The organism is Roseibium sp. (assembly GCF_965216085.1).
Classification (GTDB): Bacteria; Pseudomonadota; Alphaproteobacteria; order Rhizobiales; family Stappiaceae; genus Roseibium.
Genome location: NZ_OZ244138.1, coordinates 3905160 through 3926910, shown reverse-complemented (window position 1 = coordinate 3926910; position 21751 = coordinate 3905160). Strand labels below are relative to the sequence as shown.

Annotated in this window: 20 protein-coding genes; 12 read left to right on the top strand and 8 right to left on the bottom strand. The window is 55.3% G+C overall.

Annotated elements, in window-relative coordinates:
* Positions 1-126 precede the first annotated feature (126 nt).
* The 4 genes from ACOOFE_RS18435 to ACOOFE_RS18420 all read left to right on the top strand — a co-directional run bounded on the left by ACOOFE_RS18435 (position 127) and on the right by ACOOFE_RS18420 (position 3114).
* Complete coding sequence (locus ACOOFE_RS18435) at positions 127-699, top strand: rhodanese-like domain-containing protein (RefSeq protein ID WP_420411409.1); 573 nt, start codon at positions 127-129, stop codon at positions 697-699.
* A 182-nt stretch (positions 700-881) separates the two neighbouring features.
* Positions 882-1439, top strand: a complete 558-nt coding sequence (locus tag ACOOFE_RS18430) for a helix-turn-helix domain-containing protein (RefSeq protein ID WP_420411408.1) — start codon at positions 882-884, stop codon at positions 1437-1439.
* Entirely contained in the window at positions 1436-2023 is a 588-nt protein-coding gene (locus ACOOFE_RS18425; protein ID WP_420411407.1) for a GNAT family N-acetyltransferase, read from the top strand. Before ACOOFE_RS18430 ends, ACOOFE_RS18425 begins: the two co-directional genes overlap by 4 nt.
* Positions 2024-2373: 350 nt before the next feature.
* The gene (locus ACOOFE_RS18420) at positions 2374-3114 is read left to right on the top strand and encodes a hypothetical protein (RefSeq protein ID WP_420411406.1); all 741 of its coding nucleotides are present in this window, start codon (positions 2374-2376) and stop codon (positions 3112-3114) included.
* Positions 3115-3576: 462 nt separating this feature from the next.
* On the opposite strand, the gene ACOOFE_RS18415 is transcribed toward ACOOFE_RS18420, so the two are convergent.
* Positions 3577-5388, bottom strand: a complete 1812-nt coding sequence (locus tag ACOOFE_RS18415) for an ABC-F family ATP-binding cassette domain-containing protein (RefSeq protein ID WP_420411405.1) — start codon at positions 5386-5388, stop codon at positions 3577-3579.
* 185 nt (positions 5389-5573) lie between these two features.
* On the opposite strand from ACOOFE_RS18415, the gene ACOOFE_RS18410 reads away from it, so the two are divergent.
* The 5 genes from ACOOFE_RS18410 (at position 5574) to ACOOFE_RS18390 (ending at position 11712) form a co-directional block, all read left to right on the top strand.
* Positions 5574-6113: a BA14K family protein gene (locus ACOOFE_RS18410; protein ID WP_420411404.1), complete on the top strand. Its 540-nt coding sequence runs from the start codon at positions 5574-5576 to the stop codon at positions 6111-6113.
* Between the two features lie 216 nt (positions 6114-6329).
* Positions 6330-7916, top strand: a complete 1587-nt coding sequence (locus ACOOFE_RS18405) for a peptide ABC transporter substrate-binding protein (protein ID WP_420411403.1) — start codon at positions 6330-6332, stop codon at positions 7914-7916.
* A gap of 92 nt (positions 7917-8008) precedes the next feature.
* Positions 8009-8932, top strand: a complete 924-nt coding sequence (oppB, locus tag ACOOFE_RS18400; RefSeq protein ID WP_141187696.1) for an oligopeptide ABC transporter permease OppB — start codon at positions 8009-8011, stop codon at positions 8930-8932.
* Positions 8933-8946: 14 nt separating this feature from the next.
* Positions 8947-10074: an ABC transporter permease subunit gene (locus ACOOFE_RS18395; protein WP_420411402.1), complete on the top strand. Its 1128-nt coding sequence runs from the start codon at positions 8947-8949 to the stop codon at positions 10072-10074.
* Between the two features lie 12 nt (positions 10075-10086).
* Entirely contained in the window at positions 10087-11712 is a 1626-nt protein-coding gene (locus ACOOFE_RS18390) for an ABC transporter ATP-binding protein (RefSeq protein ID WP_420411401.1), read from the top strand.
* A 17-nt stretch (positions 11713-11729) separates the two neighbouring features.
* Here ACOOFE_RS18390 and ACOOFE_RS18385 read toward each other — a convergent pair whose 3' ends face one another.
* Together ACOOFE_RS18385 and ACOOFE_RS18380 are read right to left on the bottom strand one after the other, a co-directional pair.
* Positions 11730-12572, bottom strand: coding sequence for a GntR family transcriptional regulator (locus tag ACOOFE_RS18385; protein ID WP_420411400.1), 843 nt, complete (start codon positions 12570-12572; stop codon positions 11730-11732).
* 317 nt (positions 12573-12889) lie between these two features.
* A complete protein-coding gene (locus ACOOFE_RS18380; RefSeq protein WP_420411399.1) occupies positions 12890-13942 on the bottom strand; it encodes a dipeptidase in 1053 nt (350 codons plus the stop codon).
* Between the two features lie 172 nt (positions 13943-14114).
* Between ACOOFE_RS18380 and ACOOFE_RS18375 the strand changes: the two genes are divergently transcribed.
* Complete coding sequence (locus ACOOFE_RS18375) at positions 14115-14855, top strand: L,D-transpeptidase (protein WP_420411398.1); 741 nt, start codon at positions 14115-14117, stop codon at positions 14853-14855.
* A gap of 25 nt (positions 14856-14880) precedes the next feature.
* Here ACOOFE_RS18375 and trhA read toward each other — a convergent pair whose 3' ends face one another.
* Together trhA and ACOOFE_RS18365 are read right to left on the bottom strand one after the other, a co-directional pair.
* Positions 14881-15549: a PAQR family membrane homeostasis protein TrhA gene (trhA, locus tag ACOOFE_RS18370; protein WP_420411397.1), complete on the bottom strand. Its 669-nt coding sequence runs from the start codon at positions 15547-15549 to the stop codon at positions 14881-14883.
* 96 nt (positions 15550-15645) lie between these two features.
* On the bottom strand, positions 15646-17010 hold the full coding sequence (locus tag ACOOFE_RS18365) for an MFS transporter (RefSeq protein WP_420411396.1): 1365 nt from the start codon (positions 17008-17010) through the stop codon (positions 15646-15648).
* A 217-nt stretch (positions 17011-17227) separates the two neighbouring features.
* On the opposite strand from ACOOFE_RS18365, the gene ACOOFE_RS18360 reads away from it, so the two are divergent.
* Positions 17228-17830 carry a nitroreductase family protein gene (locus ACOOFE_RS18360; protein ID WP_420411395.1) on the top strand — a complete coding sequence of 201 codons (603 nt, stop codon included), beginning with the start codon at positions 17228-17230 and terminating at the stop codon, positions 17828-17830.
* Here ACOOFE_RS18360 and ACOOFE_RS18355 read toward each other — a convergent pair.
* Together ACOOFE_RS18355 and ACOOFE_RS18350 are read right to left on the bottom strand one after the other, a co-directional pair.
* On the bottom strand, positions 17827-18486 hold the full coding sequence (locus tag ACOOFE_RS18355) for a cupin domain-containing protein (protein ID WP_420411394.1): 660 nt from the start codon (positions 18484-18486) through the stop codon (positions 17827-17829). The two genes, ACOOFE_RS18360 and ACOOFE_RS18355, sit on opposite strands and share 4 nt — an antisense overlap.
* 116 nt (positions 18487-18602) lie before the next feature.
* A complete protein-coding gene (locus ACOOFE_RS18350; protein WP_420411393.1) occupies positions 18603-19415 on the bottom strand; it encodes a substrate-binding periplasmic protein in 813 nt (270 codons plus the stop codon).
* Between the two features lie 294 nt (positions 19416-19709).
* On the opposite strand from ACOOFE_RS18350, the gene ACOOFE_RS18345 reads away from it, so the two are divergent.
* Entirely contained in the window at positions 19710-21182 is a 1473-nt protein-coding gene (locus ACOOFE_RS18345; RefSeq protein WP_420411392.1) for a helicase HerA domain-containing protein, read from the top strand.
* A gap of 34 nt (positions 21183-21216) precedes the next feature.
* On the opposite strand, the gene ACOOFE_RS18340 is transcribed toward ACOOFE_RS18345, so the two are convergent.
* Positions 21217-21624, bottom strand: coding sequence for a GFA family protein (locus ACOOFE_RS18340; protein WP_420411391.1), 408 nt, complete (start codon positions 21622-21624; stop codon positions 21217-21219).
* Positions 21625-21751: the final 127 nt, after the last annotated feature.

Below are 21751 nucleotides of genomic sequence, written 5' to 3'. Positions count from 1 at the left end.
GGATCATCGCGGGCGCCGGGATGCTCTTCTGATATTTGTAACTTCACTGCTTGCCTCCCAAGAAAAAATATTCAAATATATGAATATGTAAATTTATCTCCACAAGATGGAGTTGGGAGGATATCAATGCGCAATCAACTTCTTGGACTAACCGCCGCTTTTTTATTGCTGCCGTTCACCGGTGCCGCAGTGAACGCGGAAGGGGAACTTAAAATCTCCGGCGACGACACGGTGGTGACCATCCAGACAGAGGATGGCGCGGTCGACATCACGCGAACCAAAACCGACGCGGCGCTGATTGGAGGCGTGTTGCAGCCAATGGTGCCGGTTCCCGGTGTCATACCCGTCGGTGAACTGGAAGTCATTGACGCCTTGAAGACCGGCAGCGCCAAAGTGGTGGATATGCGCACGTTGGAATGGCGCACGCAGGCGACCATTCCGGGCAGCATGCATATTCCTTATACGGAAGTGGCCATGCGGCTCGACGAATTTGGCTGCAGCGGCGGGCAGGGCAGCTGGGACTGTTCAATGGCCGAGAATGTGATTGCCTTTTGCAACGGTCCAGCCTGTCCGCAAAGCCCGGTCGCGATCAAGGCAATGGCGCGGGAAGGCTATCCGGTCGATAAAATTTCCTACTACCGAGGCGGCATGCAGGACTGGATGGTTCTGGGGCTGACCACAGCCGAGGATATGTTTTAGCGCTCTAACCGACTAAGCGCTGACTCTGGCCTAGGCCGGGACCCGAAAAGATTGAGCCTCGGCACCAGGCCGGGGTGTCACCCCCCTGCAGATATTCATTTGGGGGCCACAGCTGTTCACTTTCACCCTATGCAAAAGGAAATTTCTCATATATGAGAAATTTCTCAGATTAAGGGGGCGAAATGACAGATGTACAGGACGATCTTGCGAGAAGGCTGAGCGACGTGCGTAAGGCGCGCGGCTGGTCGCTCGAAGACCTGGCGGAAAAATCAGACATCAGCCGGGCAACGCTTTCCAGGATCGAGCGAGGGGATACCAGCCCGACTGCGGTGGTGCTGGGGCAATTGGCCAAAGCTTTTGGTCTATCTATGGCGGAGTTATTTGGGTTTGGACCTGCGTCCTACGATGCCAAAGTGGGTCTTCGTGATCAGCCGCTTTGGCAGGATCCGGAAACAGGTTTTTTACGGCGCAGTGTGTCACCTGCCGTCTCCGGATTTCGCGGCAGTGTTATCGAGGGAACTCTGCCGGCCGGCGCCATTATTTCCTATTCAGTGCCGCCGTTGCCCGATCTGGAACACCACTTGGTGCTGCTGGACGGAAACCTCTGCGTAACCCTCGGCGACAAGCGCCATGATCTTCAAACAGGCGATTGCCTGCGGTTCCGCCTGAATTCTCCAAATTCTTACCACGCGCCTGGACCGGATCCCGCGCGGTATCTTTTGACGGTGATCACCCCATGACTGTTTTTGATGCGACTTCCATGACACCAGCTGCATCATCCTTTGTTCCCGAGCCACCGGTTCACTTGCTCTCGGGTGAACAAGCCCGCGCCGTGATCCCGGATTTGGCTAAGCTTTTGAAAGATTGCGTTGAGGACGGTGCCGGAATTGGCTTTGTCTTGCCACTGACGCTGGAAAAGGCCGAAGTTTTCTGGCAGGAGCGTGCTGCAGCTGTTGCCAGCGGGACCGCATTTATGCTGGTTGCCAAGGATGGCGCAGAAATTGCTGGCGTGGTCATGCTGTGTCTTGCACCACAGGACAACGGGCGGCATCGGGCAGACGTTGCCAAACTCATGGTGCATCCGGATCATCGGCGCAAAGGCCTTGCCCGCAAGTTAATGACGGCCATCGATGGGTTGGCTTTGTCACTCGGCCGCTGGTTGCTGGTTCTGGATACTGTGACGGGAGATCGGGCCGAGAAACTCTACCCCACCTGCGGGTACATAAAAGTGGGCGTCATTCCGGACTATGCCTCTGGCAGCCACGAAGGGCTCGACGACACAACGGTGTTTTACAAAGATCTCCGGGAAATTATTCCAAAATAGTCTTTTGATAATCAAGATGTGTGTCTTATAGGCCGTATGGACGAATTGGAGATGTATTTCGCTGCGGTTTGCTGCGTTCAAGATCAAGAAAATCTGTCGCAGGTGATGCTGGTGCATCATCTAGGCGGATTTGCGCAGAGGATTGAGCGCTGCAGACCCAGCCCTTCGGGTGCGGCTAAGGGCAGCAATCTGACGCGGACTGCCCCTTGACCGTATCACCGATACGTTCTGCAGGTCTTTCCACGTCATCCTTTGCCCTAAGCCACACGAAATGCGTCTCCAATTCGTCCATACGGCCTAGTAGGGCCTTGCATTTGGTGTAAGATCATCAAGGGTCCGAGGAGGGGCATGTGATACGTGCAGCCGCAGCTGCGGTCGCTATTTTGGCGCTAACCAACACCGAAACGATCGCTGGCGTATGTCCATTGGAAAGTACGTGGCGGGTGAGCATTGCGGATCTTCCAGGCCTTGCCGATATTGGCGGCAAAGGCGGTCTGGTCCGGTTCATAGAACAGGTTGCCGAGTTCGCTGACGTTGACGTTGTTTATGATGTCGTCCCATTTGCACGTTCCATGATCAACGTGGAGACCGGGCGGGCAGACATGCATATTCCGCTGCTCCACGATAGCGACACCCCGTTCGTTAATGCAAAGCTGATGTATTCCGATGCCGTCCTGTTCTATGTGCCTTTTCAGTTCTACGTGGCGGCCGGGTCGGCTTTGACACTTGCGCAATTGACGGATGGGACGAGAACAATCGAAACGGACAGCGCGCACATAGACTTCTTTCCGTTTTCCGTGGACGGCAGCAGCTGCATTGAATGCTCGTTGAACAAAGTGCGCCTTGGAAGGATCGACGCATTTATCTATGCAGAGCCTCCCTCGGATGAAGCCATTGTTCTCGCGGGTCTTGAAGGCGCGTTTGAACGGCACTTATACGAAAACTATCCTGTCCGTGCCGTCCTGCCGCGCAATGCCTGCGGCCGTTCTATCAATCAAAAGCTTCTTCCCGCGGTCGTCAAAGCCCGCAAACAATCCGGCCATCCGCTGTTCCGCCTGTCTAAAGGCAGTGCGGACTCGGATGCCCGCTAGGGGCAAGCGGAAACAAAGAATACCATTCTCTCGATTGTCGCCTCAGCGAAGGCTGGGGGCCAGTAACCTCTTCAAATAGCGTTATTTTCGAACGTTAACGGCACGGAGTACTGGGTTCCAGCCTGCGCTGGAACGACAATTGAGAGTGCCTATAAGGTGTCGAGGGCCTTATACAAACAGAAAACCTGATTTGGTTTAGTTGGAATGCACACCCTAGAAATAAGCCGGACAGCAGTGGACTTGACCATGGGGCTTATTCCACAATGCGGCCAGAGGCGTGTTGTTGACCACTCTGTTGACCAGCGTCCGCTCTGCCCTTCATCGGCAATACGGGAACCAATAGATCTCCGCTCGGGGGCGGGGATGACTTCGTGAGTTGGGACGACCCTGCGCTAGGGCATCGGACGTACTAAAATCAAAAAGCAAAATCGATTGCTTTTCGCCGGCAATTCGAGATTGTTCTCACCCCTCGTTCAACATCTCCAGCTCCAGCCACTGTTCTTCCATGGAATCTTTTTTCTTAGAAAGGTCAGTGATTTGCGCAGAGAGCTTGGCAAATTTGTCTGGGTTCTTCGCGTAAAGCTCCGGGTCGTTCATATCGGCCTGAAGTTTCTCAAGCTGTGCTTCAAGTTTCTCGATATCTTCAGGCAATGATTTAAGAAGGTGCTGCTGGGTAAAGCTGAGTTTGGATTTTTTCTTTGGCTTGTCGGCAGAAGCGTTTGAATTTGCAGTTTTTTCTTTCTTTGCGGGAGCTGCTTTTTCCGCTTTGTGGGCGGTCACGCCTTCACCGCGCTGGGCGAGCATATCGGTGTAGCCACCGGCATACTCACGCCACAGGCCACTGCCTTCCGAGACGATCACCGACGTTGCCACCCGGTCGAGAAAGTCACGGTCGTGAGAGACGATCAGCGCCGTGCCCTTGTAGTCGGCAAGCAACTCCTGCAGGAGGTCGAGCGTTTCCAGATCTAGGTCGTTGGTCGGCTCGTCGAGCACCATCAGGTTGGATTTTGAGGCGAGCGCGCGGGCGAGCAGAGCACGGGCCCGTTCGCCGCCCGACAAAACGCCAACAGGCGTGCGGGCTTGTTCGGGGGAAAACAAAAAATCCTTCATGTAGGACATGACATGTTTGGTTTCATCGCCGATCACCACGCTGTCGCCGCGCCCGCCGGTCAGCACCGAGGAAAGGCTGTCCTCCGGATTGAGGTTTTCCCGTTTCTGGTCGAGCGTCACCATTTCCAGATTGGTGCCAAGGCGAATGGAGCCGGTGTCGGGCGACAGGTCGCCAGTCAGCATCTTCAATAGCGTCGTCTTGCCCGCACCATTTGGGCCGACAAGGCCGATGCGGTCGCCGCGCTGGATGCGGGTCGAGAACTCCTTGACGATGGCCCGGTCGCCATAGGTCTTGGTGATGCCTTTGGCCTCGATCACCAGTTTGCCGGAGGCTTCGCCCTCGGCGGCGGTCAATTTGGCGGTGCCTTGCGGTCCGCGGTGTTCCCGCTTTTGTTTTCTCAAGTCCGCCAGCTCGCGCACCCGGCGCATATTGCGTTTGCGCCGCGCGGTGACCCCATAGGTCATCCAGTGCTCTTCGCGCTTGATCTTCATCGCCAGCTTCTGCTGGTCGATCTCTTCCTGCTCAAACACCTCGTCGCGCCAGGCTTCAAAATGCGCAAACCCTTTGTCGAGGCGGCGCGAGATGCCCCGGTCGATCCAGACGGTGGCCCGGGACAAGTTTTCCAGAAAGCGGCGGTCGTGGGAAATCAGAACGATCGCGGATTTGAGGCTTTTCAGTTCTTCTTCCAGCCACTCGATTGCCGGAAGATCCAGATGGTTGGTCGGCTCGTCGAGCAACAGAATGTCGGGTTCGGGCGCAAGCGTGCGGGCAAGGGCTGCGCGCCGGGCTTCGCCGCCGGACAGCGCTTTGGGGTCTTCCTTGCCGGTCAAGCCAAGCACTTCCAGAAGATAAGCGCCGCGGTAGGGATCATCGCCGTCGGTCAAGCCCTCATTGACGTAGTCCAGCGTCGAAGCATAAGCGGAAAGATCCGGTTCTTGCGGCAAATAGCGGATGGTCCGGCCCGGCTGAAAGAACCGTTCCCCCTTATCCATCTCTACCATTCCGGCGGCGATCTTCAAAAGCGTCGATTTGCCGGACCCATTGCGGCCGACGAGACACAGGCGCTCGCCCTCTGAAACAGAAAGTTCCGCGCCGGTCAAAAGCGGTGTGCCGCCGAAGGTTAGATGTGCATCGCGAAGGGTCAGAAGCGGGGGAGGGGCCATATGCGTCCGGTCCGGTAATGATGGGTTTGGCGCCGGGTTTTACGGGGCACGGCGGGGTGTGGCAAGCGCAGGTAAAGCTGGCAGTGCAGTTTTGATCGTAGGAGCCGCGATTTTTCAGACAAAACCTTGTATAGTAAAAACTGAAGGCAGGGGCAGACCAATTGGCAAACCATGGAGGCGTCAAAGTGACTGGTCGAGCCTATCGGAATTTTTCTCAAAACCTTAATGCGCTGGTGTGCAAACACTTGGCCAGACTCGCCAGTGCGGGCAGATACACAGCTGCGGCCTTAAGTTTTCTAGGAATTGTGGCTGGTGCTGGAATTCTAGCTGCCCCAAGTCCTGCGCAGGCGGATTCGTTCTATGTCGGGACCGGAGGCATCGGGTTTTCCTTTGGCGGGCATGGCTACCGCGGTAGTTTTTTCTATGGCGGACGCGGGTTTTACGGCCCGCCGTATCGGCCTTATGGTTATCCCTACTACTACCATCCCTATGACGGCCGGGCTTATCCGTACCGGTCACGGGTCTACGTCAACCCGCCTCTGCGGCTCGCCCCACGCTATGCGCCGGCCTACAGAGGAGCTCCGCAACGGGTGCCGCACACCAAAACCGGGTTGAGGCCGTTTACACCAGCATATACCGCCTATTGCTCGCGAAAATACAAATCGTTTGACCCGCATACAGGCACCTATTTGGCCTATAGCGGCAAATATCGCTTTTGCCGTTAAGCTGGAATAATTCCGCTCTGACTGGGTGTGTTTTATTTAGTTTACCGGGTAGGTGGTGAGAAATTGTTCCTTATTGTGCGGGTTCGGCGCAAAAATCTTGCCTAATTTGCCAATGGCACGAAATGTGTAGTGGGCGGATCTTGAATGCACGTTATGGGCGTGGAATGAATATCGTTATCGTTTCTTAAATCGAAAAAATCCTAAGGGGAGAACGATATGATTAAGTCCTTGCGCACGACTGCGCTTGCTGCTGCGCTGATGGCGGCAACATCACTGACCGCCATGGCCGAAGTGGTCTACCACCGCGGCAACACCGCCGACCCGGAAACACTCGACCAGCACAAAACCTCCACCGTTTATGAAGCGCATATCCTGCGCGATCTTTATGAAGGTCTCGTGGCATACAGCTCTGCTGGCAAAATCATTCCAGGGGTTGCCACTGACTGGTCCCTGTCTAACGACGGCACGGTCTATACCTTCAACCTTCGTGACAATGCCAAATGGTCAAATGGCGATCCGGTGACTGCTGGCGATTTCGTTTTTTCGCTGCAGCGGATCATGACACCAGATACAGGCGCGAAATACGCCAATATTCTGTATCCGATTAAAAATGCTGAAGCTGTCAACAAAGGTGACAAAAAACCGGAAGAGCTCGGTGTCAAAGCGGTCAACGACACCACGCTAGAGATCACCCTGGAAGAGCCGACCCCTTATTTCGTCGATTTGCTGGCTCACCAGACCGGCCTGCCGGTGCATCCTGCAACGGTCGATGCCCATGGGACAGATTTTGTTAAACCGGAAAACTTTGTTTCCAACGGTGCCTACACCCTGGTTGAGTTCATTCCGAACGCTCATGTGAAAGCGACCAAAAACGCGCATTTCCACGATGCTGGAAATGTGAATATCGACACGGTCTTCTACTATCCAACCGAGGACCGCGGTGCGGCCTTGCGCCGGTTCCAGGCTGGCGAGTTGCATACCAATGACGATGCACCGACCGAGCAGGTTGCATTTATGCGTGAGGAATTGGGCGACAAGTTCCGTGTCGCGCCGTACCTCGGCACCTATTATTACGCGCTGAACCATGAGGATGAGGCGTTGAACAACCCGGATGTCCGCCGGGCGTTGTCAATGTCGATCGACCGTGAATTTCTTGCCGAAGAAATTTGGGGTGGTGTTATGGTCGCCGGGTATTCCTTTGTGCCACCAGGGATCGGCAACTATGGCGAATCCGCCTATGCAGATTACAAGGACATGGATCAGATCGACCGCGAGGATAAAGCGCTGGAGCTCCTCGAAAACGCCGGTTTTGGTCCGGATAAGCCGCTGCAGTTGACCATCAACTACAACACATCGGAAAACCATAAGAACACGGCCGTTGCAATTGCCGACATGTGGAAGCCGCTTGGTGTTGAGATCTCCATGGTCAACACGGATACCAAGACCCACTATGCAATGCTGCGGGACCGTCAGGACTTCGACATCGCGCGTGCAGGCTGGATTGGCGACTACTCCGATCCGCAGAACTTCCTGTTCATGGTTGAAAGCGACAATACCGGCTTCAACTACGCGCGTTATGAAAACCCTGAATATGATGCGCTGATGGACAAGGCGGCTGCGACCGTCGATCTGGAAGTGCGTGCGGGAATCTTGCGGCAAGCCGAAGAAATGTTCATGCGCGATCTGCCGTTTGTCCCGCTAATGTACTACGGCTCCATGAACCTGGTCTCCGACAAGGTTTCTGGATTTGAGGACAACCTCCTCAATGTCCATCCGTCCCGCTGGATGAGTATTTCCCAGTAATCTTGTAAGATCGAAACCGGCAGAAATTTTCTGCCGGTTTTGCATAAGCCAACGGCATCGAAAGACCGTTGGAAAACGACAGGGACGAATTCATGCACCGCTATGTGCTCAGTCGGCTGCTCGGCGCAATTCCGACTTTGTTTTTGATTGTGACCATCTCCTTTTTCCTGATTCGGATCGCCCCGGGAGGACCGTTCGATCTGGAGCGGCCGCTGGAAGCCAAGGTGATGGAGAACCTCAACAAGATTTATCATCTCGATGAACCGCTCTGGGCCCAATATCTGCTCTATCTAAAGAGCATTGCTCAGCTGGATTTTGGGCCGAGTTTTTATTTTCGGGATTTCACCATCAACGAGTTGTTTGCCCAGAGCCTGCCGATTTCCATCCAACTTGGTCTCAGCGCTCTGTGCCTTGCGCTGGTTGTTGGCGGAACTTTGGGGGTGATGGCGGCCCTGCGCCAAAACAAACCGGCGGATTACTCCATCATGGCGGCGGCGACCCTCGGTGTGACAATACCGAACTTCGTGGTCGCTCCAATCCTGACATTGATATTGGGCGTCTGGTTGGGCTGGCTGCCGGTAGGGGGCTGGAATGGCGGAGCCTTTGTGAATGTTATCTTGCCTGTGGTCACCTTGGCCCTGCCGCAAATCGCTGTGGTTGCCCGGTTGACCCGTGGTTCTATGATCGAAGCCCTCCGGTCCAACCATGTGCGCACCGCCCGAGCCTACGGTTTGACCAACTTCATGATCATCGTGGTTCATGCGTTACGGGGTGCGATCCTGCCGGTGGTGTCTTATTTGGGTCCGGCAGCGGCGGCGCTTTTGACCGGGTCTGTGGTGATCGAGACGATCTTTGGTATCCCGGGCATTGGCCGTTACTTCGTGCAAGGGGCGCTTAACCGCGATTACACCCTGGTCATGGGCACCGTCGTGGTCGTTGCCTGTTTCGTTATTTTGTTCAACCTCGTCGTGGATCTGCTTTATGCGCTGCTTGATCCGCGTGTGCGCTACGATTGAGGAGGAACAGATCCATGACTCTCGCAGCCACTCCAATGACAAATGTGCCGGAAAGAGGCCGTTCCCTCTGGGACGATGCGCGCGATCGTTTGCTCGCCAACCGCGCAGCAGTTGCTTCGATGATTGTGCTGGCGACAATCGCCATCATTTCCGTCTTCGGGCCGATGCTTTCACCGCATGACTTTGATACTGTTTACAGAGACTACGTGAAGGTTCCGGCGAGCCTCACCGCCTATCCGCGTGCAGAACAAGTGGAACCGGCGTTTCTGGCTGCCGCAAAACGCGCGCGTGTGACGGTGGAAAGTTTCCAGCGTGATGGTGATGCCGTGATCGCTTCGGTGACGTCCCGGCGGGAAATCAATCCTAAGTCGACCCGGTATTTTGATCGCAGTGACCTCTTCAAGAACGCCGAAATCACAGACATGTCAGACGACAAGAAGTCTGCGACGGTGCGCGCGGATGTCAACTATCTGCACTTCTATTTTGGCACTGACGCCAATGGCCGAGATATGATGACCCGAACCTTCATTGCAGGCCGTGTGTCTCTGACAATCGGTCTGTTGGCAACGGTGGTCGCGATCTCAATCGGTGTCCTTTATGGCGCCACATCCGGTTATCTCGGCGGACGGACCGATCAGATGATGATGCGTGTGGTGGATATCCTTTATTCGCTGCCCTTTATCTTCTTCGTCATCATGCTGGTGGTATTTTTCGGCCGGAATTTCATTTTGATGTTCATCGCCGTCGGCGCTGTGGAATGGCTGGATATGGCCCGCATTGTCCGTGGTCAAACGCTCACTATTAAGCGCCAGGAATATGTTCAGGCAGCCGAAGCCATGGGCGTTGGCGATGGCGGTATTGTACGCCGGCATATCATTCCCAACACACTGGGCCCAGTGGTGGTCTATATGACTTTGCTGGTGCCGAAAGTGATCCTCCTGGAAAGCTTTCTGTCGTTCCTAGGGCTCGGTATTCAAGAACCGATGACCAGCTGGGGCGTTCTGATCTCAGAAGGGGCCCGCAACCTTCAAGGTGCAGCTTGGATGCTGATCTTCCCCTCAATCTTCCTGACATCGACGCTGTTTGCGCTGAATTTTATCGGCGACGGTTTGCGTGACGCTTTGGATCCGAAAGATCGTTAGGGGAGGACGACCATGACACAAGACACGAAAAATCCAGTCCTCGCGATCAAGGATCTGAAGGTCGATTTTGAGACGGCGACAGGAACCGTAAATGCTGTCCGCGGGGTCGACATCGATGTCAGCGCTGGAGAGACGGTTGCCATCGTTGGGGAAAGTGGTTCAGGCAAAAGCCAGACGTTGATGGCGGCGATGGGGCTGCTGGCATCCAACGGCCGGACAGAAGGGGAAGTCCGTTATCAGAACTCGAACATCCTTGGACTACCAGCATCTCAATTGAATAAGGTGCGCGGCAAGAAGATCACGATGATCTTCCAGGAACCGATGACTTCGCTTGATCCGCTTTACACCATCGGCCGTCAGCTCGCCGAGCCGATGGTGGTTCATGGGAAACTCAGCTGGAAACAGGCCAAAGCCAAGGCGTTGGAGCTGTTAAAACTCGTCAACATCCCTGAGCCGGAACGCAAGATAAAAGCTTACCCTTATGAGATGTCTGGAGGGCAGCGCCAGCGGGTGATGATTGCCATGGCACTTGCCAACGACCCGGATGTCTTGATTGCGGACGAACCAACCACCGCCTTGGATGTGACCACCCAGGCGCAGATCCTCGATCTTCTTGCTGATCTGCAAAAACGGCTTGGAATGGCGGTGATCTTCATCACGCATGACTTAGGCATTGTCCGGCGGATTGCCGACAGGGTTTATGTGATGAAAACCGGCGAGGTGGTGGAGAGTGGTGAGACAGCAAAGATCTTCACTCAACCGGAACATCCCTACACAAAAATGCTTTTGGATGCCGAGCCGACCGGTCACAAACCGCCGGTGCCTGATAGTGCGCCGGTGCTTCTTGAAGCGCAGAAGGTGGATGTCGAATTCGTGCTTGAGGCCGGCTTGTTTGGCCCGGCGCATATTCTTCGAGCCGTCGATGACATTAGTTTTTCTCTACGGCGGGGGCAGACACTCGGTATTGTGGGGGAGAGTGGATCGGGCAAATCCACCCTTGGCCGCGCCATTTTGAACCTGCTTCCAGCAGGGGGACGTGTCGTCTTTCAGGGCGAAGTGATCTCCGGCAAGGACCGCGCGGCCATGCGGGGCTTGCGCAAAGACATGCAGCTGATCTTCCAGGATCCGTTCGGTTCGTTGAGCCCGCGCATGACGGTTGGCCAGGTGATCTCCGAGGGCCTTCTGGTCCATGAACCCTCTTTGAGTGCCAAGGACCGGGACCTGCGGGCTTGTCAGGCGCTCGAGGAGGTGTCGCTTGATCCGGTCATGCGCAACCGTTATCCGCATGAGTTTTCCGGTGGACAACGTCAGCGCATCGCGATTGCCCGCACGATGGTCTTGAAGCCGCAGCTGGTTGTTCTGGATGAGCCAACGTCAGCGCTTGATCGGACCATTCAGAAACAGGTGGTTGAACTCCTGCGCGGCTTACAGAAATCCCACGATCTGACCTATTTGTTCATCAGTCATGATCTGGCTGTTGTCCGGGCGCTGTCCGATACCGTGATGGTGATGCAGCGTGGGCAAGTGGTGGAGGCAGGCAGTGTCGACGATATTTTCCAAGCTCCGCAAAAGGCCTACACCAAAGAACTCATAGGCGCTGCGATGCTCACCCAGCAGCAGATGATGGAAACCGCCTGAACATTGAGACTTGCAGATTAACCAGGATGCCGGGCATAGGTATCCTGGATGCGATCCGTGATGCGTTGCCGGACCTTTGAAACAACTTCTGTCCGGTAATCTTCCGCCAATTCAAACGTATTGGTGGTCAGGTGATCTGTCATGATGTCCCGGGACTTCTGCTTGTCCCCACTTTCAATCGCATCCAGCAAAGCCTGATGAGATGGAGCAATTTCATCCACCCATACCATCTTGTGCTTGTGACGTGTGATGACAAAGCGATGAAGGTGCAAAATCGTGCGCAATAGGACGGGTTCCAGGATAGGCATGCCTGAGATGCGCAACAATGTCATGTGAAACGCAGTGTCGGCTTCGGAGAGGTCAATGATCAACCGTTGTTCCCGGGCGGTCTCGTATTTGGCCGCCAGTGTCCGCAACTCGGCCATACGGGCAGCGGTCATATTGTCAACGATTTGCCCGATCGCACCGATTTCGATGTTGAGCCGAAGGCGCAGTAGGATTACCGCTTCTTCATTTGTCGTTTGGGTCACGAACGTGCCTTGATAGCCGCGGCGGATAACCAGCCCGTCTTCTTGCAGGGTCAATAAGGCTTCGCGGATTGTGCTTTGCGAACACCCATATTGGTCTGCCAGGGATTGTTCGGTAATGGTGCTGTCAGTGGTCAGATCCCCTACAAGGATCTGCCGCTTCATATCTTCATAAACCGCTGAGGATTTTCGTCCCCTTCGTTCCTGCGGAAAGTAACGCAGTTGCGGATCCACCGCATTGTAATCGAGTACCAAGTTAGCCCCCACACCGGCATCAATCGAATGCACCACACCGCTGAACTTGCGATCGAACCATATTGTTCGACCACACACAGTCCTCCCTAGATGAACCATGCTCTGTTGGTGAGAGCGCGGCCGATGGGGCGTGCATGTCTACACACAAATGCTCTTGTTTGTTTTGTTTATGTGGTTGTAGCTGTTTGACTTTTTCCCAATTCGAAGCCAGTTATTGTCGAAACAGCTATCCTGCCACCCAGTGTATATCTCAAGAAGCATCTGCAAAAACTACAATGCATGCATTCTCACGCTGTGTGCCTTGTATTGCAATCTCTAAATTGCGATGTTTAGTCACAAGTTCGCGAGACCGGCGAACAGGCTTGGTTTATAATTGAAATGACTGTGAAGACTGTCTATTTCGCCGAAGCCTGCAAAGCTTTTATCCAGTTCTTATTGAAAATCTTGGCCAGCGTTTCTTCGGTGAAACCGCGGGCATCAAGAGCTTCCGCGAGCCTTGGCAGACCAGCAACATCGCTCAGATCTTTTGGTGGTGCGCAGCCATCAAAATCAGAGCCCAAAGCGACACAATCCTCACCGACACGATCCACCAAATAGGCCGCATGGTCTGCAACCACGTCCAGCGGCGTATCCTGGTTGAAGGTGCCATCTGGCCGCAAGAAGCCAACAAAGAAGTTGATGCCGACGAGACCGCCGCTTTCTTTGATGGCATCGAGCTGCTTGTCGGTCAGGTTGCGGCTGTTGGCGCAAATCGCGTGGACATTGGAGTGGCTGGCAACGATCGGCTTGTCGGTGATCCGGGCAACATCCCAAAAGCCCTTTTCATTGAGGTGGGAGACATCAACAAGGACGCCGAGTTGATTGCAGGCGCGGACCAGGTCGCGGCCGGCTTCCGACAAACCCGGGCCAATATCCGGGGAGGCCGGATGTGCCATCGGAACACCATAGCCAAAGTCATTTTCCCGGCTCCAGACGAGACCAAGGGAGCGGAGGCCGCGTTTATAGAACGTCTCCAACTCATAGAAATTTGTGTCGATTGCTTCCGCGCCTTCAATGTGGAGGCTGATCGCAAGCTGGTCTTTTTCCATCGCTTCGCCGATGGCTTCCGGCGACCGGCAAATGATGACATTGCCCTCTGAATCTGCTTCCAGACGCTCAGCGCGTTCCAACAGCCGGTTGGTGAAACTCAGAGCGGTTTTCTGATCAAGCGGCAGAAAGTTTTTCTTGTCATCCGGTGAAAAGGGTTTGGAAAAATCCTGGTCCGGATTGGACGGGACGAACATGGCAAACAAGCCACCGGCAAAACCGCCGTCTTTGGCGCGCGGCAGATCTATATGACCCCGGTCGGAACGTTCGAAGAAATCCCTATTTTTGCCCTGGATCGCATCGATTTCCAGCTTCAAAAGCGTGTCATTGTGTCCGTCAAAAGCTGGGATATGCGTTGTCATGTGTGTTGAGGCCGATTTTCTAGAAGGTTGGCAACAGGTGGGAACAGAGGATCTGTTTGAATAAGGGATGCACTCTAGCGGCTAAATTCTGAAATGTAAGGCATCTCTGTTGAAAGTGACTTGCAACGCACAGGAAGCAGGCCCTAAGAAGAAACCGAATATGGGAGGCCTTATGACGCGTCACACATTTGAGATTGCTGATCGGACATCCGCGCTGGCGGAAGGAGTGAGCCGCAGAAGCCTGATCAAGGGGGGGCTGTTGATTGCCGCAGGTGCTTTGGCAGGATGCCAGACCTATGAACAAGTGGTGGGTCTGCCAGACCAGCCGGCGCTGCCGGATGAAGAATTTGATTATGCCTCTGCCTATGCAGCGTTGCCCGATGGCGATTTCACTTGGCCCGCGATCAACTACAAGGCGTTCGACCAGAAATACTGGCGCCAGGTTGTCGATTATGAAACGCGCGAGCGCCCCGGCACTGTGGTCGTCGACCCGCATAACAATTTTCTCTATTGGGTCCTGCCGGGAGACAAAGCTTTGCGTTATGGCATCGGCGTCGGGCGGGCCGGATTTGCCTGGACCGGCGAAGCCTTGATCCGGGTCAAGCGGCCGCATCCGATCTGGCGCCCTCCACGGGAAATGATCGCCCGCAAGCCGTCGCTCGAACGGTATTGGGAAAAGGGCTTTCCTGCGGGGCTCAGAAACCCGCTCGGTGCGCGCGCCATGGATCTGTGGCAAGGCAGCATCGATACGCTTTACCGCATTCACGGTACCAACAAGCCGTCTTCCATCGGCCGGAGCGTATCATCGGGCTGTATCCGCATGTGGCAGCAGGATGTGATTGACCTGTTCAACCGCGTACCGCTTAGAACAAAAGTGATCGTTCTGACCAAGGACGAAGATATCTCCACGTAAGAAATATGCTCTGCTCCGGTGCTCCCTAAGGCATCGGAGCGGCGAGGGCCACATCGTGCAGCACGGCTGCGAAGTGGCAAACAGCAGCGGCCAGCACGAAGGCATGCCAGATGGCATTCTGGAATTTCAGGTTCTTCCAGGCGTAGAATACTGTGCCGCAAGTGTAGAGCAGACCGCCGGCGACAATCATCCAGAAGCCAAAGGTGGACGCATTCTCCATCAAGGGCTTGGCAACAAAAACAACGACCCAGCCAAGAGCAAGGCAGATCGGCACGGTCAGCCGGTCCATTCCCTGCAAGTTCAAGAGTTTGACAATCGCGCCTGCCAAAGCCCCGCTCCAGACAATCGCAAGCAGAATTCCGCCGGTCCAGCCGCCGATGATAATGGCGGCAAGCGGTGTGTAGGTTCCGGCGATCATCAAAAAAATCGCGGCGTGGTCGAGCCGCCTCAGCACACCGGTTTTGTGATCGGTTGCAAACATGTTGTAGAGCGCCGAACAAATCAGCATCGCCATCAGGCAAGCGGCATAAACCAGCACACTGATTTGGCGGGCGAAATCGCCGCTGTTCCAGAGCGTGATTGCCAGAACGACGGTCGCTGTCACGCCAAGGCCGATCCCCAACACATGAATGGTGCCGTCAGCGATGAGTTCGGAAAGGGTTTGTTGCCTGGGTTGCGGCCGGTTCTGCGTCATGTTGTGCTCCGTTGCAGCTAAGCAGAAAGATTTGCCTCCACGAACGCTTTCCACTGATGGTCGCGGCCAAATGTCAATATTCCTTTAGCATCGCTTTCATCGTGGAGTTGCTGCCCGCTTTAGGGGGAGCGTGATGTGGCAATTGACTGCGGTGAGTGCAAACAATGTGGCCATGATCCAGAAAACGGCTGAAAACCCGGCTCCAACAGCTAAAAGCACACTGCCGAGAGTTACGCCAAGCGTGCCTCCAATCAGGCGGAACGTAATAATCAGCCCGCTTACCTCTCCTTGTTTTTCCTTAGGCACCGAATTGGCGGTAATCCGGCCTGCCGGGATCATTGCAAAGGGCAGGGCGATTCCCCAAAGCAGCAACACCGGCGCAAGGTAAAGGTAGCTATCCAAGAGCATCGCAGCGCCAATACATAAATTCGAAGCGACCAGCACGGACAAGCCGATCAACACCGGCCGCCGCGAACCCGACGTATCTGCTGTCTTTCCTGCCGGAGCAGAAAGAAACGGGATCGGCAACACGGCTATGACGGTTCCAAGTCCCGCCCAAAATGCCGAGTAGCCAAGCTCGCCTTGGAGATATTGCGGAACCAAAACCGCAACAACAATCTTGCTCATCTGTGTGAGCATGAAAACCAGAACACCCGCAACGAAGGCCGGAGCTTGGAAAAGGCGGACATCAATGAGTGGCGCCGATTGCCGGATTTCCCAGAGAAAAAACACGGTAAGGACGATGATCCCGGCGGCCAGGCTCAGGAATATCAGTTTGTGCCCCCAACCGAAGTCAGGTCCTTCCATCAGACCGAATATCAACGCTGTCAGTCCGACCAGAAGGAGGACTAGGCCGATGCGGTCAATCTCGGGTTTCATGGTTGCGCGGGCCGGTGCCCGCCAAAGGAAACACGCCAGCGTTCCTGCGGCGGCAACAATTGGAATATTGAGCCAGAACACCCAGCGCCAGGACAAAAACTCGGTCAAGGCACCGCCGAGCATCGGTCCGGCTGCCAGGAACATTGTTGCAGTTCCCGCTAGAGTCCCGAGTGCCCGCCCGCGTTCGTCGACGTTGAACGTCAAAGTTGCGGCAGCGAATGTTATCGGGAACATAATGGCAGCACACAGCCCTTGGATGACACGCATCGCAATCAGAAGTGCGGCGCTGTCAGCGAACCCCGCAATCAGGCTGGTCGCGGCAAAAACCGTACAGCTCACAATTAGAGCCGGCCGCAAGCCAAAAAGGTCAATCGCCTTTCCGCCGACGGCAGCAAAACAGGTGAAAGCCAGCATATAGGCGTTCAAAACCCAATGCGCGGTTGTCGCTGAAAGCTCAAGTTCAGATTGGATTGCGGGCAGAGAGACACCAAGGACGGTTTCATCCAGCATGACGAGCCCGCCCAATCCACCCATAGCAAAAACCAGGGCGCTCCGACGTTTTTGCTCTGAAAGATAAGGCATATGTAAGGTTCTGATCAGGCAATGGACCTGGTCACCCTAGTGCGCTCAGGATGCGGCGTACAGACCTCATTCTTCGGCATTCGGCTCTGTCCTGGCGACACCAGCAAAGGGGCTTTAACTCGAAAGGAGATATCTTTAAAAAAAGTATCTTGAAATAAAGATATAATCTGATTATGTGAGAGGCATCGAACCAATCCTGATTTGATGGGAGTTGAAAATGCCCCGTACCGCTGACCACCCGGTGGATGATTTGTTTTTAAAGCGCTGGTCACCGCGCGCATTCGACGGCTCGGAAATGCCGGATACTGACTTGAAAACCGTTCTAGAGGCGGCCCGCTGGGCGCCCTCCGCCTTTAATGTCCAGCCCTGGCGGTTCGTCTATGCCCGCCGCGGTGAACCAGCCTTCGATACGCTGTTCGGCTTGCTGGACGATTTCAATCAGGGTTGGGCAGGATCGGCTTCTGCGCTTGTGTTTTTGTTTTCAGACACGCTAGTGGACGGTGTTCGCGAGGGTGGTCCGGTGCCAAGCGTATTCCATGCTTTTGATGCGGGCGGAGCCTGGGCACAGGCGGCTTTGCAGGCGACTTCGCTTGGCTATCACAGCCATGCCATGGCCGGTCTGCGGCGCGATGATATTCATCAAGCCCTTGGCGTTCCCGAGCGATTCAAAGCTGAAATCGCCTTTGCCATTGGCCGGCAGGGGGATAAAGCGCAATTGGCAGACGATCTAAAGTCCCAGGAAACACCGAGCGGGCGCAAACCGCTCAGCGACATTGCCTTTTCCGGGCGTTTTCCTGCACGGCTTTCCGAAGCGGCTTAAGCTTCTTGAAAATGCCCGGTTTTCCGCCAAATCCGGGCGCCATGCTCCGTTTTTATGGCCTGGCTGCTGCCGGCAGGAAGCCGCAGCCAGGTCCCCTGGTCATATCGGCCGTTTTCATCCTCAAATGCGCCATCAATTACAAAATACTCGGCCCCGCCTGGAAAATCCTGCTGATTGAAGGCGGCGCCAGCCTGCCATTGAAGCATGACGACTTCTTCGTCAGGACGCACGTAGAGCGGCAGGATGTGTTCGCCGTCGCGCCCTTCCTGCCATCCGGCCGGATCCAGGGTGTTAACCCGCACAAACGTTTCGTCGTCGGTTTGCATTTGACGCAGTTTCACTAGGATAACCGCCCCGGGGTCGCTGGAGGGGATGTGGCTGGAGCCCGGTGGGTTGCGGACATACATGCCTTTGGGAAAATCACCGCTTTCATCGGAAAACACGCCGTCGAGCACCAGAAATTCTTCGCCAAGATCATGCGAATGCGCAGAAAAAGACGAGCCAGGCGCATAACGGACCAGGCTGGTTGCCCTGGCAACCTCTTCGCCGTCCCGCTCCAGCATGCGCCGCTCCACACCGGCCATGGGTGAGGCAACCCAATCAAGAGTGGCGCTATCGACATGCGCGCGTTTGGACAAGTCGGCATGGATCTTCATATGAACAATTTCCTCCCCATGAAATTCTCGTCTCTTTCAAGGTGGGGCGTCAACCTGAGATGTGAAGAGGAAACCTGAGACAAGTCGCTGTGCGACCGACAGTCTTGAGACTAGCCTTAATCCATCGCAGGACCGTCTGCGCGGGGAAGGGCCATACTGCCATAGGAGGTTTGGTAGGCCGTGGATGAAATCTTGCGGGCTAGCGCGAGGTCAAGTGCGTCTACAAGCTCTTGGGACACCGATTTCCTCGAAAACATGAAATGGACCGGATCACTGATCAACGTAAAGGGATGTTCGGCGAACCTGCTGCCGAGCCCCATTTCCTCGGCCGCTGCCAGAATGGCTGCAGGAGATTCCACCAAGGCATCGATCCGGTAAGTCTCCAGCATCCGGATCCCTTCTGTTGTCGTGACGACATTGTAGATGTGCGGCCTGGAAACGGGGTCTGCGAGAAAGGCTTCAAAGTCACCGCCCCTGTAGGCGGATTGTTCGTGACCGAGCACGAGATTGTTGTCGATCACGTCTTGAAGGGAATTGATCTTGAGTCTTTGAAGGTCTTCGGTTCGGACAATCAAACCTGCGGTTTCATACCGGTAGGGCGATGAAAAATGAGCGAACGCCTTGCGTTTCTTGGTGATGGAAGCAAAGGGCATCATGTCGATGTGTCCGGCGGCCAGTTCAATGATTGCTCTTTTGAACGGCATGGCCACCAGGTTGATCTCGCAGTCAATCTCCGAAAATAGTTCCTGGATAAGGACAACATCAATTCCGCGGAACTCGCCCGATGTATCTCTAAAGCTAAACGGCAAATAGTCGGAAGAAACCCGGATGTTTAGCGGTGTCTCACAGAGTGCGTCCGCATGAGCACCTTTGCCCGGAGAAGCAATCAACAACAAAGCAGCAAAAAGAAAAGCCTTGATTACGGACATGGGTTTACCGGTTCTTGGCGCCTTCTAGGTCATCGAACGCAACGGTATGTGTAATCTATGAAGCTGCGGTAAAACCTTCCGTATAAATCAGGTTAATGCTTCTGCGTGCCAGATCTTGCAAAATCCCGTGCAACGTGGGATGAGGCGGCACAGTTCGACATTGGATATCTGGGAAAAGTCTGCGAATTCCGGTCCTCTGCTTTGCAAGGGCAAAGGAATCGTGCTGACTGGCATTCTGCGGCAAATTCTCGGAACATGAGATACGAGGGCGCTTCTAAAGCGCCAAAGGGGTGCATGACGGTTCAGATCGATATTGGTGACATGGCGGGCGGCAAGCGGGCAGGCCTCGACCTGGAAGAACTCCTTGCGACCCGTTTGCTGGTGCAGGGCAATTCCGGGTCCGGAAAGTCGCATCTGTTGCGCAGACTGTTGGAGCAATCTGCCAATTGGGTGCAGCAGGCCATTATCGATCCGGAAGGTGATTTCGTCACGCTGGCCGACAAATATGGCCACGTGGTCGTTGATGCGGTCGGGACCGAAAAAGACTTAAAGATGATCGCCGGGCGTGTGCGTCAACACCGGGTATCCGTCGTGCTCAATCTTGAAGGCCTCGACGCCGACCGGCAAATGAAAGCAGCAGCGACGTTCCTGGATGGCTTGTTCGATGCCGACCGGGATCTCTGGTACCCAATGCTTGTGGTGGTCGACGAAGCCCAGCTGTTTGCGCCTGCAGCCGCTGGGGAAGTCACGGAGGAAGCGCGCCGACGGTCCCTCGGGGCCATGACCGATCTGATGTGCCGCGGCCGGAAACGCGGCCTTGCAGGCATCATTGCCACCCAGCGCCTGGCAAAACTTGCCAAGAACGTTGCTGCGGAGGCCTCCAACTTCCTGATGGGTCGGACGTTCCTCGATATCGACATGGCGCGCGCCGCCGACCTGCTCGGTATGGAGCGGCGTCAGGCGGAAAGTTTCCGCAACCTGGACCGCGGCCATTTCATAGCTCTTGGGCCGGCTGTCTCGCGGCGCCCAATCCCGGTCAAGATCGGTCCAGTGGAAACGGCTGGCCGCGGCGGCGGGCCAAAGCTGATGCCCTTGCCGGAACAGCCGAAAGAAGAAGCCAAGGACCTGATTTTCACCCGCTCGCCGGATGAAATACCCATGCGCTCGCGCGTGGCCGAACCGGTCGTCTCAACTGGTGAGGTGCTGGATCAGTTAACCAGCGCCGGAGAAGCGGCTGAAGCCGATACACCGCAGGCCGACAACCTGTTTGAACATGGCGCACGGGAAGAAAAAATCGACGAGATCATTGGTCAAATCCTCGATGAAGACGAGGCGGCGTTTCAGCCGATCGCCACCCTATATCAGGATTTCCAGGTTCGCTGCCGGATTGCCAAGCTGGCCGGTGGCACGCCGGATCTGCAGACCTTCCGAGAAAAGCTGTCGGTGGCCCGTGCCGGAGTTGAAAAAGGCGAGGTGGATGACGGCGCTTGGCAGCAGGCTGAATTGATCGCTTCCGAACTGCCGGAAGACATGCGCGGGGTTTATCTGCTGCTTGCTAAAGCCGCGCTCGCGAAAGCGCCATGTCCGGGAAATATTGAAATTGCGACCGCCTATGGCACCCGATCACCCGGCCGTGCCCGCTGGCTGCTCAGCCATATGGAGGAGCGCGGTTTTCTAGTGTGTGCCACGGATCTACGCGGCAACCGGATTGTTACACTGACCGACCTCGGATGGCGGACAGAGCCCGGAGACGAGGCCGCCGCTTAGGGGCGGCCTGAATCCGTAACAGTTCCAGAAGAGTTCAACCCGGAAACGCATCGTATTTCGGAACATCTTCCAGTTTCTCGTCCCAACCTGCCTTTTCAGCCATAAAGATATGCCCGACAGGCGGGGCTTCAGGGTTCTCTTTAAGGCTTCCGGCGGGCACCGTCAAAAGGGCCCCGTCGTGTTTCAAAATCGGCAGGGCCGAGCCGCATTGGGCACAGAAGCTTCTGGCATGGCTTTTATCCGGAAGTGTAAAGGTTGCCACATCCTTAGCCCCGGTCTGCCAGTTCAACTTGGCACTCGATGAGGCCAGGATCGCCGCATAAGCGGACCCGGTATCCTTCTGACAACTCGTGCAGTGACACAAGAACAGGCCGTCAAAATCGCCCTCGACAGTGAACTCGACTGACCCGCACAGGCAGGAACCCGAATGGAGTTTGGTCATGATTTCGAATCGCAATCTCAAGTGGTTGTTGATGAGAATACACCGTATGAGATTGCGGCCGGGCGTCAATTGACGGAACCACCATGGTCAGGAGGACCGAGTTTAAGAAATAGTTGATGGGATTGGC

What these genes read in the sequence shown, in the direction of transcription:
- ACOOFE_RS18405 (WP_420411403.1), top strand. Translation starts at nt 6,330, where the DNA reads ATGATTAAGTCCTTGCGCACGACTGCGCTTGCTGCTGCGCTGATGGCG.
- ACOOFE_RS18380 (WP_420411399.1), bottom strand. Translation starts at nt 13,942, where the DNA reads ATGACAACGCATATCCCAGCTTTTGACGGACACAATGACACGCTTTTG.
- ACOOFE_RS18345 (WP_420411392.1), top strand. Translation starts at nt 19,710, where the DNA reads ATGACGGTTCAGATCGATATTGGTGACATGGCGGGCGGCAAGCGGGCA.
- ACOOFE_RS18415 (WP_420411405.1), bottom strand. Translation starts at nt 5,388, where the DNA reads ATGGCCCCTCCCCCGCTTCTGACCCTTCGCGATGCACATCTAACCTTC.
- ACOOFE_RS18375 (WP_420411398.1), top strand. Translation starts at nt 14,115, where the DNA reads ATGACGCGTCACACATTTGAGATTGCTGATCGGACATCCGCGCTGGCG.
- ACOOFE_RS18435 (WP_420411409.1), top strand. Translation starts at nt 127, where the DNA reads ATGCGCAATCAACTTCTTGGACTAACCGCCGCTTTTTTATTGCTGCCG.
- ACOOFE_RS18355 (WP_420411394.1), bottom strand. Translation starts at nt 18,486, where the DNA reads ATGAAGATCCATGCCGACTTGTCCAAACGCGCGCATGTCGATAGCGCC.
- ACOOFE_RS18395 (WP_420411402.1), top strand. Translation starts at nt 8,947, where the DNA reads ATGACTCTCGCAGCCACTCCAATGACAAATGTGCCGGAAAGAGGCCGT.
- trhA (WP_420411397.1), bottom strand. Translation starts at nt 15,549, where the DNA reads ATGACGCAGAACCGGCCGCAACCCAGGCAACAAACCCTTTCCGAACTC.
- oppB (WP_141187696.1), top strand. Translation starts at nt 8,009, where the DNA reads ATGCACCGCTATGTGCTCAGTCGGCTGCTCGGCGCAATTCCGACTTTG.
- ACOOFE_RS18350 (WP_420411393.1), bottom strand. Translation starts at nt 19,415, where the DNA reads ATGTCCGTAATCAAGGCTTTTCTTTTTGCTGCTTTGTTGTTGATTGCT.
- ACOOFE_RS18425 (WP_420411407.1), top strand. Translation starts at nt 1,436, where the DNA reads ATGACTGTTTTTGATGCGACTTCCATGACACCAGCTGCATCATCCTTT.
- ACOOFE_RS18390 (WP_420411401.1), top strand. Translation starts at nt 10,087, where the DNA reads ATGACACAAGACACGAAAAATCCAGTCCTCGCGATCAAGGATCTGAAG.
- ACOOFE_RS18360 (WP_420411395.1), top strand. Translation starts at nt 17,228, where the DNA reads ATGCCCCGTACCGCTGACCACCCGGTGGATGATTTGTTTTTAAAGCGC.
- ACOOFE_RS18340 (WP_420411391.1), bottom strand. Translation starts at nt 21,624, where the DNA reads ATGACCAAACTCCATTCGGGTTCCTGCCTGTGCGGGTCAGTCGAGTTC.
- ACOOFE_RS18430 (WP_420411408.1), top strand. Translation starts at nt 882, where the DNA reads ATGACAGATGTACAGGACGATCTTGCGAGAAGGCTGAGCGACGTGCGT.
- ACOOFE_RS18365 (WP_420411396.1), bottom strand. Translation starts at nt 17,010, where the DNA reads ATGCCTTATCTTTCAGAGCAAAAACGTCGGAGCGCCCTGGTTTTTGCT.